The sequence below is a fragment of the Modestobacter sp. SYSU DS0657 genome (assembly GCF_054050925.1).
Genome location: NZ_JBJHAG010000016.1, coordinates 84,451 through 99,982 on the forward strand (window position 1 = coordinate 84,451; position 15,532 = coordinate 99,982).

General features: G+C 73.7%; 15 protein-coding genes and 2 tRNA genes. 2 read left to right on the forward strand and 15 right to left on the reverse strand.

The window, feature by feature from the left end; genetic code table 11:
• Positions 1-76: 76 nt before the first annotated feature.
• From ACI79A_RS12030 to ACI79A_RS12040, 3 genes are read right to left on the reverse strand one after another with little or no spacing between them, the layout of a single operon-like run.
• Positions 77-748 carry an aminodeoxychorismate/anthranilate synthase component II gene (locus ACI79A_RS12030; RefSeq protein WP_457083379.1) on the reverse strand — a complete coding sequence of 224 codons (672 nt, stop codon included), beginning with the start codon at positions 746-748 and terminating at the stop codon, positions 77-79.
• A complete protein-coding gene (locus ACI79A_RS12035) occupies positions 745-930 on the reverse strand; it encodes a hypothetical protein (RefSeq protein ID WP_457083381.1) in 186 nt (61 codons plus the stop codon). Before ACI79A_RS12035 ends, ACI79A_RS12030 begins: the two co-directional genes overlap by 4 nt.
• A gap of 43 nt (positions 931-973) precedes the next feature.
• Complete coding sequence (locus ACI79A_RS12040; RefSeq protein ID WP_457083383.1) at positions 974-1,717, reverse strand: DUF881 domain-containing protein; 744 nt, start codon at positions 1,715-1,717, stop codon at positions 974-976.
• Positions 1,718-1,858: 141 nt separating this feature from the next.
• Between ACI79A_RS12040 and crgA the strand changes: the two genes are divergently transcribed.
• Entirely contained in the window at positions 1,859-2,131 is a 273-nt protein-coding gene (gene crgA / locus ACI79A_RS12045) for a cell division protein CrgA (protein WP_457083385.1), read from the forward strand.
• Positions 2,132-2,679: 548 nt separating this feature from the next.
• On the opposite strand, the gene ACI79A_RS12050 is transcribed toward crgA, so the two are convergent.
• Positions 2,680-3,840 (reverse strand): thiolase family protein, encoded by a 1,161-nt coding sequence (locus ACI79A_RS12050; RefSeq protein WP_457083387.1) that lies wholly within the window; start codon positions 3,838-3,840, stop codon positions 2,680-2,682.
• A gap of 103 nt (positions 3,841-3,943) precedes the next feature.
• Here ACI79A_RS12050 and ACI79A_RS12055 point away from each other — a divergent pair, with 103 nt between their 5' ends.
• Positions 3,944-4,345, forward strand: a complete 402-nt coding sequence (locus tag ACI79A_RS12055; protein WP_457083389.1) for a PH domain-containing protein — start codon at positions 3,944-3,946, stop codon at positions 4,343-4,345.
• On the opposite strand, the gene ACI79A_RS12060 is transcribed toward ACI79A_RS12055, so the two are convergent.
• The 11 genes from ACI79A_RS12060 to ACI79A_RS12110 form a co-directional block, all read right to left on the reverse strand.
• On the reverse strand, positions 4,342-5,175 hold the full coding sequence (locus ACI79A_RS12060) for a rhomboid family intramembrane serine protease (RefSeq protein ID WP_457083391.1): 834 nt from the start codon (positions 5,173-5,175) through the stop codon (positions 4,342-4,344). The genes ACI79A_RS12055 and ACI79A_RS12060 overlap by 4 nt on opposite strands.
• Before the next feature lie 47 nt (positions 5,176-5,222).
• Positions 5,223-5,759 carry a peptidylprolyl isomerase gene (locus tag ACI79A_RS12065; RefSeq protein WP_457083393.1) on the reverse strand — a complete coding sequence of 179 codons (537 nt, stop codon included), beginning with the start codon at positions 5,757-5,759 and terminating at the stop codon, positions 5,223-5,225.
• 77 nt (positions 5,760-5,836) lie between these two features.
• Positions 5,837-5,909 (reverse strand) — tRNA-Ala (locus ACI79A_RS12070).
• A 27-nt stretch (positions 5,910-5,936) separates the two neighbouring features.
• Complete coding sequence (locus ACI79A_RS12075) at positions 5,937-6,080, reverse strand: DLW-39 family protein (protein WP_457083395.1); 144 nt, start codon at positions 6,078-6,080, stop codon at positions 5,937-5,939.
• 102 nt (positions 6,081-6,182) lie between these two features.
• Positions 6,183-6,256: transfer RNA gene (locus tag ACI79A_RS12080), tRNA-Ile, on the reverse strand.
• A 58-nt stretch (positions 6,257-6,314) separates the two neighbouring features.
• A complete protein-coding gene (locus tag ACI79A_RS12085; protein ID WP_457083397.1) occupies positions 6,315-7,085 on the reverse strand; it encodes a DUF3566 domain-containing protein in 771 nt (256 codons plus the stop codon).
• 150 nt (positions 7,086-7,235) lie between these two features.
• Positions 7,236-9,704 (reverse strand): DNA gyrase subunit A, encoded by a 2,469-nt coding sequence (gene gyrA, locus ACI79A_RS12090; protein WP_457083399.1) that lies wholly within the window; start codon positions 9,702-9,704, stop codon positions 7,236-7,238.
• 133 nt (positions 9,705-9,837) lie between these two features.
• Positions 9,838-11,871 carry a DNA topoisomerase (ATP-hydrolyzing) subunit B gene (gene gyrB / locus ACI79A_RS12095; RefSeq protein ID WP_457083401.1) on the reverse strand — a complete coding sequence of 678 codons (2,034 nt, stop codon included), beginning with the start codon at positions 11,869-11,871 and terminating at the stop codon, positions 9,838-9,840.
• A gap of 266 nt (positions 11,872-12,137) precedes the next feature.
• Positions 12,138-13,922: an ABC transporter ATP-binding protein gene (locus ACI79A_RS12100; RefSeq protein WP_457083403.1), complete on the reverse strand. Its 1,785-nt coding sequence runs from the start codon at positions 13,920-13,922 to the stop codon at positions 12,138-12,140.
• Between the two features lie 21 nt (positions 13,923-13,943).
• Complete coding sequence (locus ACI79A_RS12105; protein ID WP_457083405.1) at positions 13,944-14,972, reverse strand: hypothetical protein; 1,029 nt, start codon at positions 14,970-14,972, stop codon at positions 13,944-13,946.
• 47 nt (positions 14,973-15,019) lie between these two features.
• Positions 15,020-15,358 (reverse strand): DUF721 domain-containing protein, encoded by a 339-nt coding sequence (locus ACI79A_RS12110; protein WP_457083407.1) that lies wholly within the window; start codon positions 15,356-15,358, stop codon positions 15,020-15,022.
• Positions 15,359-15,532 lie beyond the last annotated feature (174 nt).

Consider the following 15,532-nt stretch of genomic DNA (forward strand, 5'->3'; position numbering starts at 1 on the left):
CGGACACCGACGACGAGGGCCCCTCCCCGGGAACACCGGGAAGGGGCCCTCGTCGTCGAGCGGGGCGCTGCGGAGGTCAGACGGTGGCCGTCGTCAGCCGGTGGACGGTCGCGGCGGCCGAGGCGACGACGTCGGGGTCGGGCGCGAGCCCGCACCGGGTGAGCCAGTTGGCCAGCAGCTGGTGCCCGCCCTCGGTCAGCACCGACTCGGGGTGGAACTGCACCCCCTCGATCGGCAGCTCCCGGTGCCGCAACGCCATCACGATCCCCGACGGCGTCCGCCCGGTGACCTCCAGCTCGGCCGGCACGCTGCCGGCCTCCACGGCCAGCGAGTGGTACCTGGTCGCGGTGAACGGCGAGGGGAGCCCGGCGAGCACACCCACCCCGTCGTGGACCACCTCGCTGGTCTTGCCGTGCAGCAGCTCCGGCGCCCGGCCCACCACACCGCCGAAGGCCTCGGCGATCGCCTGGTGCCCCAGGCACACGCCCAGCACGGGCAGGTCGGCCTCGGCGGCGGCCCGCACCATCGGCACGGTCACCCCGGCGTCCACCGGCGTGCCCGGCCCCGGCGAGAGCAGCACCCCGGCGACGTCCAGGTCGCCGAGCTCGGCGATCGTCACCGCGTCGTTGCGCCGCACGATGCTGGGCACGCCCAGCTGCCCCAGGTACTGGACCAGGTTGTAGACGAAGCTGTCGAAGTTGTCGACGACCAGCACCGGCCGCCGCACCACGGGGGCGGAGGCGGTCACAGCTCCACCGTCACGTCGGCGGGAAGCACGTCGGCGAGAGGCACGTCGGCGAGAGGCAAGGCAGGCTCGATCCACGGGGAGACGGCGAACAGGAGCAGCGCGACCACCGGGACCAGCACCGGCGAGACGGCCGCTCGCCGGCGGTGCCCCCCGGGGAGGTGCCGCCGGATCCAGGTGTACACGTCCGGTCTGCCTCCCGTCACCTGCGGGTCACCCGGCGGGGGATCAGCCGGCGTCGACCTCCGCGTAGCGCACGTCCAGCGGACCCTCGTAGGCCGGCAGCGACACCTGCCGCTCGTCGGACACCCGGTAGGTGAGGCCGTACGCCTCGGCGGCCTGGCGCAGCACCGTCACCTCGCGCGAGGCCGCCAGCTCGCTGCGCATCTCCTCGGAGTTCCCGACCGCGGTGATGACGAACGGCGGGGAGTAGGTGCGGCCCTGCAGCAGAAGGGTGTTGCCGACGCAGCGGACGGCGCTGGTGGCGATCAGCCGCTGGCCCATGATGGCCACCCCGTCGGCGCCGGCGGCCCACAGCGCGTTCACCACGCCCTGCACGTCGGACTGGTGGATGACGAGGTCATCCGGTGTGGCACCGCTGGGCAGTCCACCGCCGACCGGGCGCGGGGCGTCGTCCAGCACGATCTGCACCCCGGACCCGCGCACGGGGGTGAGCCCCGCGGCGGCCAGGGCGCGCTCGGACCCGGCCTGCACGGCCGCGACCTCCACGTCACGGGTGGCCGCCTGGTCGGTGAGCGCCTGGACCCGGCTCTGCAGCCGGACCAGCTCCTCCTGTTGACGGGCGGCGACGGCGTCCCGCTGGCGGATGAGCTCGGACAGCTCGGTGATCTCCCCGGCGCGCAGGTCGGTGCCGCGGGCGGTCTGCCCGGAGGTGGCGAACAGCAGCCCGGCCGCCAGGGCGACGACGGGCACCAGCGCCGTCCAGACCGAGGGGCGGGACCACCGGGCCACCGGTACCTCCTGGGGGTCGGTCCGGGTAGCCGGACAGGGGACGCGGCCCGTCTCGGGCACGGCCGGTTCTCCCAGGAGCTTAGGCTGGGAGGAAGTCACGCCGGGGCGACAGTGCCCCGGCCCGGGAGGGAGTCCGCTCAGGTGCCGAAGTCCAAGGTGCGCAAGAAGTCGGTCTACACGCCGCCCGAGGGTGTGCTCCCGTCCTCGGCGGCACGGGCACGGGCGGCCGAGCCCAGTCCCCGCTGGTACGCGCCGGTGATGATCGGGCTGATGCTGCTCGGCCTGCTGTGGATCGTCGTCTACTACGTCGCCGGCCAGGACCTGGGCTTCATGGTCTCCCTGGGCGCCTGGAACTTCGCGATCGGGTTCGGCGCCATGGTGGCCGGCCTGATCATGTCGATGCGCTGGCGCTGACCGGCCGCTCGCGCCACGGAGGCCCTCGTCCCCCTGGGGACGGGGGTCTCCGTCGTTCCCAGGGCCGGTGACGCCCGCGGTGACCGCCGGGCAGGGTCGACTTGACGCCTCCGCGCAGGTCAGCGGCGTGAGCGGGACACCACGCAGCGTCCGACTGTGCACAGCGGTCCGCTCCGTCCACAGGTGGCGCGGGCGGATGTCCACCGGGTTGTTCACCACATGTGGAGTCGCGAGGAGCCCGTCCGGGACGCTGACCTGCGCGTACGTGGGGCGTGTGACTCGTGGGGCAGAAACGGCAGCGGGGTAACTACACCCGTGGAACTCCGTCCCCAGCTGTGTACACACCTGTGGAACTCCGGAGGCAAACATCGGCTCCGTGGGAGACGGGCAAGCCCTTACTACCCGACCGCTCGAGACGCAAACCAGGAGCGTGACGGGCCGTTCCCGGGCGTGTTGTCGACTTCCCAGCCCTGTGGACGAACGAGGGACCCACCGCACCCGTCCCGCAGGGGACTGCGGTCGTGCCGGACGCTGTGGACCGCGAGCGGTCAGTCGGTCACGAGCTCCAGGAGGGTCGCGTTGGCCAGGCCGCCGCCCTCGCACATCGTCTGCAGCCCGTAGCGGGTGCCGGTGGACCGCATGGCGTGCACCAGCGTCGTCATGATCCGCGCGCCGGAGGCACCGAGCGGGTGACCGAGGGCGATCGCCCCGCCGTGGACGTTCACCCGCGCCGGATCGGCGCCGGTCTCGGACAGCCAGGCCAGCGGTACGGAGGCGAACGCCTCGCTCACCTCGAACAGCCCGATCTCCGCCAGCTCGACCCCGGCGCGGTCCAGCAGCTTGCGCGTGGCGGGGATCGGGGCGGTCAGCATGATCACCGGGTCGTCGCCGGCCACGACCGTGGTGTGCACCCGGACGATCGGCGTCAGCCCCAGCGCGGCGGCGCGGTCGGAGGTGGTGACCAGCAGGGCCGCGGCGCCGTCGGAGATCTGGCTGGCGTTGCCCGCGCTGACCACCCCGTCGGCCTGGAACGGCGTGGGCAGCGCGGCCATCCGCGCCAGCGTGCCGCCGCTGCGGATGCCCTCGTCGGCGGCGACCAGCGCGCCCTCGGGGGTGGTGACGGCGACCAGCTCCTCGTCGAACGCGCCGTCGGCCTGCGCCTTGCCGGCCCGCTCGTGCGAGCGCAGGGCGTACTCGTCCAGCTGGGTGCGGCTGAGCCCCCACCGGGCGGCGATCATCTCCGCGCCCACGCCCTGGTGCGGGGCCACGCCGCCGTACCGGGACAGGAACGCCGGACCCAGCGGGCTGCCGGCGGTGCCGTCACCGGCCGAGGAGCCCATCGGCACCCGGCTCATCGACTCCACACCACCGGCGACCACCAGGTCGGCCTGCCCGCTGATCACCGTCGCGGCGGCGAAGGCGACGGCCTGCTGCGAGGAGCCGCACTGCCGGTCGACGGTGGTGCCGGGCACCGACTCCGGCCAGCCGGCGGCGAGCGCGGCGAGCCGGCCGACGTTGGCGGTCTGCTCCCCGACCTGGGTGACGCAGCCCCAGATCACGTCGTCGACCTCCGCCGGGTCGATCCCGGTGCGCGCGGCGAGCGCGGCGAGCACGGTCGCCGACAGGTCGACGGCGTGGACGCCGGCGAGCCCTCCCCGGCGCCGGCCCACCGGCGTGCGGACCGCGGCGCAGATGACGGCGTCACGCATGGCTCCTCCTCGTGTCGACGCTGACCCGGCCGGAAGCGAACCCGGTGGAGTGATGCAGGTCTCCCGGACGGAGTAGACCACGGACGCCTGACAAGCTGGTCGGGTGCAGTGGTCCCCACGGGTCGGCGAGACGGTCGCCCTGGCCGCCGTCGGACTGGCCCTGGCGGCGGGCGCCGCGTTCTCCGACCCGGCGGGCAGGCTGCTGCTCGGCGCGGCGGCTCTCCTGCTCGGCGGGATCGCCGTCCGCGACGCCCTCCTGCGCCCGCGCCTGCGCAGCGGCCCGGAGGGCGTCACGGTCCGGAGGATGACCGGGGCCACGACGATCGCCCGGCCGGCGCTGCGGGTTCGGCTGCGCGAGCAGCGTCGCTGGGGGATCCGTGGACGCACCCTCGAGCTGGAGGACGGCCGCGATGACGCGGTCCTGGTGGTGCTGGGCCGCCGCGATCTCGGTGCCGACCCGGCCGTGGTGGCCGAGGCGCTGCTCACCCCGGGTGCGTCGCGCTAGCGCAGCCCGCCGAACACCAGCACCAGCAGGACGACGACGACCGCCGCCACCCCGGCGACCTGGAGGGCCCGGTGGCGCCGTGCACCCACGAGGACGGCGGCGGTGACCGCGCCGGCGACCAGCCCGCCCAGGTGGCCCAGCAGCGACACCCCGGGCAGGAAGCTGATGAACAGGTTGATCGCCAGCAGGGTGAGCAGACCCCGCAGGTCCTGCTTCTGGCGCAGCAGCACGACGCCCAGCGCGCCGAGCAGGCCGTAGATGGCGGCCGAGGCGCCGACCACCCCGCCGTAGTACGACCCGAACACCTGCAGCGCCGCGGAGCCCCCCAGCGCGGAGACCAGGTAGACGGTGAGGAAGCGCCAGCGGCCCAGCTGCCGCTCCAGCTCGGAGCCGAACAGCAGCAGCGCGAGCATGTTCAGGGCCAGGTGCACCGGGCCCACGTGGGTGAACGCGCTGGTGACCACCCGCCACCACTCACCGGCGTCGACCGCGTAGGGGCTCGTCGCGAAGTCGTTCTGCAGCGGGGAGGAGAAGCTGGTGAACGGGTTGACGTCCACGGTGGCCGCGGAGACCGCCGTCGCGAGGGCGACGGCGACGTTCAGCGCGATCAGCGTGAGGGTGACCACGCCCCAGCGGCGGCCGGCCAGCCGCACCCCGGTGGTCCGGCGCGGGCGCCGGACCTCGGCCGCGCCGACGCGGACGTCGTCGGGGCACTGGAACCCGACCGACGCGGGGATCATGCACTCCGGGCAGATCGGCCGGCCGCAGCGGGTGCAGCGCACCCCGGTGGGCCGGTCCGGGTGCCGGTAGCAGGTCGCGGGCGGGGGCACCGGCTGCGGGTCGGCCCCGCCGGTGCCCCCGGTCCCGTCAGGGGTGGTCAGCTGCGCTGCACCTCGACCGACTCGATCACCACGTCGTCGACAGGGCGGTCGTTGCGGCCGGTGCGCACGGCGGCGATCCGGTCGACGACCTCGCGGCCGGCCTGGTCGGCCACCTCGCCGAAGATGGTGTGCTTGCGGTTGAGGTGCGGCGTCGGGCCCACGGTGATGAAGAACTGCGAGCCGTTGGTGCCCGGGCCGGCGTTCGCCATCGCCAGCAGGTAGGGGCGGTCGAACGACAGCTCCGGGTGGAACTCGTCGCCGAACTGGTAGCCCGGGCCACCGAAGCCCTGGCCCAGGGGGTCACCGCCCTGGATCATGAAGCCGCTGATGACACGGTGGAAGATCGTGCCGTCGTACAGCTTGTCGGTGGTCTTCTCGCGGGTGGCCGGGTGCGTCCACTCGCGGGCGCCCTCGGCCAGGTCGGCGAAGTTCGCGACCGTCTTGGGGGCGTGGTCGGGGAACAGGTCGACGGTGATGTCGCCGTGGTTGGTGTGCAGGACGGCGCGCCGTGCGGCGGGGGTCTGTTCGGTCACGGCACCACTCTCCCACTGCGGTCCGCCGGTTCGCCGGGGCACCCGCGTGCACGGGCCCGCGCCGTCGACGGCTGGAGTGGAGACGAGGGGAATCGAACCCCTAACCCCCGCCTTGCAAAGGCGGTGCTCTGCCAATTGAGCTACGTCCCCGGGACACGGCCGGAGCCGTGCGGTGGATCAGGAGGAGCGGGGGGTGCTGACCGAGCCCGGTCCGCGGGTGGCCTCGGACCACAGATCGGCCTCACCCTTGCCGGCCGAACGCTTGCGGACGGCGACGACGGCACTGGCAGCGATCGCTGCGACCGCCAGCTTCTTCAGCACCCGGTGACCTCCTCGAACGGTGTGGTCACCGCGACCCGGCGACCGCTGTCGGTGACCGGGCCCGGCCGGCTCGTACGAGCCGGCCGGATCCTGGTGCACGGGTGGGCCTGGGAGGACTTGAACCTCCGGCCTCATCCTTATCAGGGATGCGCTCTAACCGCCTGAGCTACAGGCCCGTGGACCGGGGAAGACACTACCTCACCGGAGGTCGGCTCCCGGTGAGGGGGTCTTCGTTCAGTCGCGTTCGGCGAGGGTGACCTCGAGGCCACCGACGAGGTCCGAGCAGAGGTTGTAGACGAACGCCGCGACGGTGCACAGCGCCGTGAGGAGCACGATGTTGATCGCGCCGATCACCGCGGCGCCGCCGAAGACGACCCCCGCGGTGATGACGTCGCCGCCGCCCTCGTCGGAGGTGCGCAGCTGGCTGAAGACGTCGTTGAGGGTGTCGAACACGTCCAGACCCCCGAGCACCCCGTACAGGATGCCGACCGCGACCATCCAGACGAAGAAGAGCGCGATGGAGACGACCAGCGAGATCTTCAGCGCCGACCAGGTGTCGATGTGCCGCAGCTGCAGCCGCGCCCGCCGGGGGCCGCGGCTCTTGCCGGTGGCCCGCGCCGTCCCGGCGGCACCGCCGGGGCCACCGTCGGTGGGGGCGCCGGCGGGACGGGCGGCCCGCGGTGGTGCGGCACCGGTCGGGGGCAGCGTGACCGCCTGGGTGGCGTCGACCGGCGGGGGGTCGGTCGGGGTGGCGGTGCGGCCGGCGGCAGGGCGCGCGGTCTCGGCCCGGGCACTGCCGGCGCGACCGCTGCCCGCGCCGGTGGCCCCCCGGCGAGCGGAGTCGTCGAAGCCGGGCCGGTCGTCCCCGGCTCCGCTCGCACCGGCCGCCGCGGTGGCCCCGTCGCCGACTGCCTCGGAGCCGGCCTCGGGCGGCGTCCCCGCGTCCGTCGCGCCGGTCTCCTCACGGGAGTCGGCACGCACCGAACTGCGGGTCCGGTCGCTCATCCCAGTCTCCTGTCCACCAGCGGCAGTCACCGCGCCGAGGCACCTTCCGGTGGGTGGCATCCACTGGTGCGCCCACCGGTCGCTACCGGTTCGTCATGCAGCCCGGGGAGGGACGTCGTCGTCCGTCCCCGGGCCGGCATCCGTTCCAGCCTAGGCTTCGGGCTCGTCGTTGTCCGTCGTACGCGCGATAGCCACGATCGAGACATCTTCGGGCAAGTTCATGAGCTTGACGCCCATCGTCGCCCGGTCCCGGGTGTGCCGCACGCCGTTGACCGGCGTCCGGATCACGCCACCACCGGAGGTGATGGCGTAGAGCTCGTCGCCGAGCACCACCGCGAGCGCCCCGACCAGCGGGCCCTTGCGGGCCTTCGGGTCGGCGGTGAGCACGCCCTTGCCGCCGCGCCCCTGCTCCGGGTAGTGCTCGATCCCGGTGCGCTTGGCGTAGCCGCCCTCGGTGGCGACCAGCACGTCGACGCCCTCCTGGACGACGATCATCGACAGCAGCGTGTCGTCGTCGGCCAGCGAGATGCCCCGCACGCCCTCGGTCGCCCGCCCCATCGGCCGCAGCTGGGCGTCGTCGGCCTTGAAGCAGATCGACATCGCCTTGCGGGTGACCAGGAGCAGGTTCTGCTCCGGGTTGATCAGCGCGGCGCCCACCAGCTCGTCGCCCTCGCGCAGGTTGATCGCGATGACGCCGCCGCTGCGGGGGGAGTCGAAGTCGGTGAGCCGGGTCTTCTTCACCTGCCCCTTGGCGGTGGCCAGGACCAGGTAGGGGGCGACGGTGTAGTCCTTGATCTGGATGACCTGGGCGATCTTCTCGTCCGGCTGGAACGCCAGGATGTTCGCCACGTGCGCACCGCGGGCGGTGCGCGCCGCCTCGGGCAGCTCGTAGGCCTTCGCCCGGTAGACGCGGCCCTTGTTCGTGAAGAACAGGATCCAGTCGTGGGTGGAGCCCACGAAGAACTGCTGCACCAGGTCGTCCTGCTTGAGCTGCGCGCCCATCACGCCCTTGCCGCCGCGGCGCTGGGAGCGGTAGAGGTCGGCCTTGGTGCGCTTGGCGTAGCCGGTGCGGGTGATCGTGACGACCACCTGCTCCTCGGCGATGAGGTCCTCCATCGAGACGTCACCGTCGTTGGCCACGAACTGGGTGCGCCGGTCGTCGCCGTACTTGTCGACGATCTCGCGGAGCTCGTCGCGGACGATCTGCCGTTGCCGCTCGGGCGAGTCGAGGATCGCCTGCAGGTCGGCGATGCGGGCCTCGATCTCGGCCAGCTCGTCGAGGATCCGCTGCCGCTCCAGTGCGGCGAGCCGGCGGAGCTGCAGGTCCAGGATCGCGACGGCCTGGATCTCGTCGACGTCCAGCAGCTCCATCAGGCCGGTGCGGGCGGCCTCGGCGGACTCGCTGCGGCGGATCAGCGCGATCACCGCGTCGAGCTGGTCGAGGGCCTTGGCGTACCCGCGCAGGATGTGCGCGCGCTCCTCGGCCTTGCGCAGCCGGTAGCGCGTGCGCCGGACGATGACCTCGATCTGGTGGGTCACCCAGTGCTTGACCAGCTCGTCCAGCCGCAGCGTGCGGGGCACGCCGTCGACGATGGAGAGCATGTTGCAGCCGAAGGTGGTCTGCAGCTGGGTGTGCTTGTAGAGGTTGTTCAGCACCACCTTGGCGACCGCGTCGCGGCGCAGCGTGATGACCAGCCGGCGACCGACCCGGTCGCTGGACTCGTCGGCGATCTCGCTGATGCCCTGGAGCCGGCCCTCCTTGACCGCCTCGGCAATCGACTCGGCCAGGTTGTCCGGGTTGACCTGGTAGGGCAGCTCGGTGACGACGAGCTGCACCCGGCCCCGGCTGTCCTCCTCCACGGTGACGACGGCGCGCATGCGCACCGACCCGCGGCCGGTGCGGTAGGCGTCCTCGATCCCCTCACGGCCGACGATCAGGCCGTGGGTCGGGAAGTCCGGGCCCTTGATCCGCTCCATGCAGGCGGTGAGCATCTCCTCGGCCTCGGCGTCGGGGTGGTCGAGCACCCAGTACGCCGCCTCGGCGACCTCGCGCAGGTTGTGCGGCGGCATGTTGGTCGCCATGCCGACCGCGATCCCGGCCGAGCCGTTGATGAGCAGGTTGGGCACCCGGGAGGGGAGCACCTCCGGCTCCTGCGTGCGGCCGTCGTAGTTGGCCTGGAAGTCGACGGTCTCCTCGTCGATCCCCGACAGCATCTCCATGGCCAGCGGGGTCAGCCGGCACTCGGTGTAGCGCATCGCGGCCGGCGGGTCGTTGCCCGGCGAGCCGAAGTTCCCCTGGCCGTCGATCAGCGGGTAGCGCATCGACCAGGGCTGGGCCAGCCGCACCAGGGCGTCGTAGATCGCCGAGTCGCCGTGGGGGTGGTAGTTGCCCATGACCTCCGCGACCGGGCGGGCGCACTTGACGTACCCGCGGTCCGGGCGGAAGCCCTGGTCGTACATGGCGAAGAGCACGCGGCGGTGCACGGGCTTGAGACCGTCGCGCACCTCGGGCAGCGCGCGGCCCACGATCACGCTCATCGCGTAGTCGATGTAGCTGCGCTGCATCTCCTGCTGGAGGTCGACCGCTTCCACGCGGTCGCGGCTGGGTGTCTCTGTCACGTCTGGTTCTCCACAAGTCGATACACAGCGGTGGATGGAAGTCGCAGCTCATCGGCCCGGAAGGCCCCGCCCCCGGCCCCCTCGCAGGGGCCCGCGCCGAGCGGAGCGAGGTGTGGGGGGCGAGGGGGTCCTTCTAGACGTCGAGGAAGCGGACGTCCTTGGCGTTGCGGGTGATGAAGCTGCGGCGGGCGACGACGTCCTCGCCCATCAGGATGCTGAACAGCTCGTCGGCGGCCGCGGCGTCCTCCAGGGTGACCTGGCCCAGCAGCCGGGTCTCGGGGTTCATCGTGGTCTCCCACAGCTCGCTGGCGTTCATCTCGCCGAGGCCCTTGTACCGCTGGATGCCGTCGTCCTTGGGGACCTTCCGGCCGGCGTCGGCACCCGCCTTGAGCAGCGCGTCGCGCTCGCGGTCGGAGTAGGCGTACTCGTCGCCGACCTTCCCGCCCCACTTGATCTTGTACAGCGGCGGCCGGGCCAGGTACACGTGCCCGGCCTCGACCAGCGGCCGCATGAAGCGGAAGAGCAGGGTCAGCAGCAGGGTGCAGATGTGCTGGCCGTCGACGTCGGCGTCGGCCATCAGCACGACCTTGTGGTAGCGGAGCTTGCCCAGGTCGAACTCGTCGTGGATCCCGGTGCCGAAGGCGGTGATCATCGACTGGACCTCGGTGTTCTTCAGCACCCGGTCGATGCGCGCCTTCTCGACGTTGATGATCTTGCCGCGGATGGGCAGGATCGCCTGGAACATCGAGTCCCGGCCGGACTTCGCCGAACCACCGGCGGAGTCACCCTCGACGATGTAGATCTCGGAGTTCCGCGGGTCGGTGGAGCGGCAGTCGGAGAGCTTGCCCGGCAGCCCGCTGACGCTGAGCAGGTTCTTGCGGGCCAGCTTGCGCGCGTCCTGCGCGGCCCGGCGGGCCCGCGCGGCGGAGGCGGCCTTGGTGATGATGGTCTTCGCCTCGGCCGGGTTGGCCTCGAACCAGTGCCCGATCTGCTCGTTGCACACTCGCTGCACGAAGCCCTTGACCTCGGTGTTGCCGAGCTTGGTCTTCGTCTGGCCCTCGAACTGGGGGTCACCGAGCTTCACCGAGACGATCGCCGCGAGGCCCTCGCGGATGTCGTCGCCGGTGAGCTTGTCGTCCTTGCCCTTGAGGAGCTTCTTCTCCTCCGCGTAGCGGTTGACGATCGAGGTCAGCGCCGCACGGAAGCCCTCCTCGTGGGTGCCGCCCTCGTGGGTGTTGATGATGTTGGCGAAGGTGTGCACCGACTCGGAGTACGCGTCGGACCACTGCATCGCGATCTCCACCGACATGGCGGTGTCGTTCTTGCCGACCCCTTCGGCGGAGAACCCGATGACCGACCGGTGGATGGGCGACTTGCGCCGGTTCAGGTGGGCCACGTAGTCGACCAGGCCGCCGTCGTAGCGGTAGGTGACCTCGGTCGGCTCGAACGCCTCGTCCGCGGCCTCGACCGGGACGGCCGCCTCGGCCAGCGAGTCCTCGCCGATGCCGGTCTCCGCCTTGCCGTGCCCGGGACGCTCGTCGCGCAGCACGATGGTCAGTCCCTTGTTGAGGAAGGCCATCTCCTGCAGCCGGCGGTTGATCGTGTCGTAGGAGTAGGTCGTCGTCTCGAAGATCGAGCCGTCGGCCCAGAAGGTGATGGAGGTGCCGCGCTTGTCGGTCGGGCCGACCTCCTCCAGCGGGCCGGGCTTGGCGTCGGTGTAGTGCTGGCGCCACTCCTTGCCCTTGGTCCAGACGGTCACGTCCAGCCGGGTGGACAGCGCGTTGACCACGGTCACGCCGACGCCGTGCAGACCACCGGAGACGCCGTAGCTCTTGCCGTCGAACTTGCCGCCCGCGTGCAGGATGGTCATGACGACCTCGACGGTCGGCCGCTTCTCCACCGGGTGCATGTCGACCGGGATGCCACGGCCGTTGTCCTCGACCCGGACGCCACCGTCGGCCAGCAGCGTGACCTTGACGGTGTCGCAGTAGCCGGCCAGCGCCTCGTCGACGGCGTTGTCCACGACCTCCCACACCATGTGGTGCAGGCCGCGCTCACCGGTGGAGCCGATGTACATGCCGGGACGCTTGCGGACCGCCTCGAGTCCCTCGAGGACGGTGATGGAGCTGCCGGAGTAGGCGGTCTCGTTCTGGGGCGCAGCGACCACGGGGGGCCCTTCTCTCGCGCAGCTCCGCAGCCCTCCGCGCGCAGGCGACGACGGTGTCGAGAGGCGCAGGACGGCGCTCAGCGGGCTGCTGGCGGTGTGTCCCCTTCAGAGTACCGGGTCGTGTCGCACCGAGGGCGCCGTCCACGCCCTGACGTGCTTCCAGAGCTCCTCCCGAGATGCGCACCACCACCCGTGTCGACCCCCGAGTCGACACGCCGTCTGGCGGCGCCTGGGGGCTCGGCCCGTTCCACGTGGAACCGACTGGCTCAGGCGAGCAACTGGGCGGTGGCGAGCTCCCGGTAGAGGGGGCTGACGTCGAGGAGCTCCTCGTGCGTGCCCGTGGCGACCACCCGTCCCGCCTCCAGCACCACGATCCGGTCGCTGTCCAGCACGGTGGACAGCCGGTGGGCGACCACCAGCAGCGCCCGCTCCGCCCCGGCCGCGGCCAGGGTGTCGCGCAGCAGGCCCTCGTTGCGGGCGTCCAGGCTGGCGGTCGGCTCGTCGAGCAGCAGCAGGGCCGGACGGGACAGCAGCGACCGGGCGATCGCCAGCCGCTGCCGCTCGCCGCCGGACAGCAGCACGCCGTCGTCACCGACCGGCACGTCGAGCCCGAGCGGCGACCGCTCCACCACCCCGGTGAGGCCGACGTCGGCCAGCGCCCGCCACAGCTCGGGCTCGGCGGCGCCCGGGGCGGCGAGCAACAGGTTCTCCCGCACCGTGCCGGCCAGCACCGGCGCCTCCTGCTCCACGTACCCGATCCGCGACCGAAGCGCCGCCCGCGGCAGCTCCCGGACGTCGGTACCGGCCCACCGGACCACCCCGCCGGTCAGCGGGTAGAAGCCCTCCACCAGCGCCAGCACGGTCGACTTCCCCGCACCCGACGGACCGACCAGCGCCGTCCGGCTGCCGGCGGGGACCGCGAGGGAGACCCCGCGCAGCACCGGTTCGCCGCCGCCGGGGTAGGCGAAGTCGACGCCGTCGAGCTCCAGCAGGGGACTGGGGTCACCGGGTCCCGGCACCCGCAGCACGGCTGCCGCGCCGCCGGCAGGGCCGCGCTCGGGCACCTCGTCGTGCTCGGGGTCGAGCGCCAGCACCTCCTGCACCCGGGCGAGGGCGCCGAGACCGGCCTGCAGCTGGGTCCACGAGCCGATGAGCTGGCCCAGCGGCATGACCAGCAGGAACAGGTAGAGGATGAAGGCGACCAGGTCGGCGACGGCGATCGAGCCGGTGGCCACCCGCCAGCCGCCCAGGCCGAGCACGGCGAGGAAGGCCCCCTGGACGGCGATCGACCCGGCCGGGGACACCAGCGCCTCCAGCCGGGCCACCGCGACGCCGGCACGGAAGGCCCGCTCCGCGCTCGCCGACACCCCCTCGACCTCGCGGGCGGTGGCGCCGCTGGCCCGGATGGTGCGCACCGCGGAGAGCACCCGCTCCACGGCCGCGCTCATCGCGCCGACCTGCTCCTGCGCCTGCCGGGACAGCACCCGCACCCGCCGGGCGGCGAGCACCGCGGTGGTCACGCCCACCGAGACGGCGAGCACGGTGACCAGCAGCAGCCACCCGTCGACCAGCGCCATCGCGATCAGGGCGCCGACGCCGACGACCAGCGATCCGGCGAGCTCCACGACCCCGCTGGTGACCGCCGCGCGCAGCAGCGTGGTGTCCGAGCCGACCCGGGACATCAGGTCACCGGTGCGCCGCCGGTCGTACTCGGCGATCGGCAGCCGCAGCAGCCGGTCGACCAGCCGGCGCCGGGTGGTGAGCACGACGCCCTCGGCGGTCCGCTGGAGCAGGTACTGCTGGCCCGCGCCGAGCAGCGCCGCGGCCACCAGCACGACGACGAGGACGACGACCACCGGCAGCACCGGCTCCCCCGCACCGACCGCGGCGATCACCCGGCCGACCAGCGCCGGCTGGGCCAGCGCCCCTGCGGCCGCGACCAGCGACAGCGCCGCGGCGGCGGCCAGCGCGCGACGGTGCGGGTGCAGCAGGGGCAGCAGGTCGCGGAACCCGGCGGTGGGCTGGGGCTGCGCCGCCGCGCCCCCGCTCACCTCGCTCAGCGGGGGTGCCGCTCAGGCGGCCGCGGCGAGGGCGCCGACGACGGCGGCGAGCAACCGGGCGTGGTGCTCGATCAGCTGCGGGCGCTGGCCGTCCGGGCGGATCGCGGCCACGAACCCGACCGCGGACCACAGCTCGTCGCCGTCGTCGCTGCCCAGCAGCAGCTGGCGCACCAGCGGGTCGTCGACCAGCCGGCGCAGCTGGGGACCGTCCTCGGCGCCGAGCAGCACCCAGCGCCGGTCGAACTCCGGGTCCGGGCTGGGGATCTGCAGCAGACCGCCGGTGCCGTGCCGCCAGATCCGGGCCGGGGAGAGCCGGAACGCCGGCACGTCGCCCAGCACCGGAGCGGCGGTGATGGCGTGCGTGCTCGCCCACCGGTCGCGGCCCAGCGGGGAGAGGATGTCGCAGGCCACCAGGTCCAGCCCGTTGCCCCGGCCCCGCACCACGTTGCCCGGGCGGTCCTCCTTGCCGGGTCGCACCGGTGCGGTGGCCACCAGCTGGGCCAGCGCGGCGTCCTCCGGTCCGGTGCCGTCGGACGGCGTCCAGCCGACGGCGGCGGCCCACGCCTGGGTGCCCCACGGGTCGCCCTGCGGTGCGAAGGCCTCCTCGTAGGCGCTGGGCCGGCGCTCCCGGCGGCCACCGCCGAAGAGCCCACCGCCACCGAACAGGCCACCGCCGCGGGGCGGAGCGCTCGCGCCGGACTCCCGCGGATCGTCCGCCGGCGGCTGCGCGGGCCCGGTCCACGGCCCGTCCGGCTGGGGACGAGCGGGCTGCTCCGGAGCGGGGTACCGGTCAGCGGGCGGTGGGCCCGCCGGGGGCTGGGCGCCGGGGCGCTCGGGCTCCACCGCGGGCAGGTCCCAGCCCGGGGGCTGCCAGCCGGCCGGACCGCCGTCCGTGTGCTCGTCGGGGCGCGACGGATCGGCAGGCGGTTGGGGGGCGCCGCCCGGCTGGCCGGGGTCGGGTTCGCCGCCCAGGTGCGCCGGCTCGCGCCAGCCCTCCGGGCCGCCCTCGTCGAAGGCGTCGCGGTCGCGCGGGCTGCTCATCTGCGTGTGCTCCTCGTCGTGGGTGGCGGGCGGGGTGCGGGCCGCGCTCAGCCGTAGGTGTCGCGCGGGCCGCGGCCCCGGACGGTGCGCGGGCCCTTCTTCCAGTTCGGCGCCGTCGGACCGACAACGCGCAACTTCGTCACGACGTCCCCGCCGACCCCGGCCCGCAGCCGGCCCAGGATCGAGGGGGCCAGCAGGCGCAGCTGGGTGGCCCACGCGGTGGACTCCGCGACCACGAGCAGCTCGCCCTCGGTGAGCGACTCCGGCCGGCAGTGCGCGGCGATGTCCGGACCGACCAGGGTGTCCCACCGGCCGAACACCGCGCCGACCTTCGTGCGCGCGGTCCAGTCCTGCTGGCTGACCAGCGAGTCGACCAGGGAGCCCAGCGGCTGCGGGTCGTCCGCCCCGGGACCGGGCCCGGTCCAGGACCGGCGCGGGCCCGGGGGGGGGGGGGGGGGGGGGGGGGGGGGGGGGGGGGGGGGGGGGGGGGGGGGGGGGGGGGGGGGGGGGGGGGGGGGGGGGGGGGGGGGGGGGGGGGGGGGGGGGGGGGGGGGGGGGGG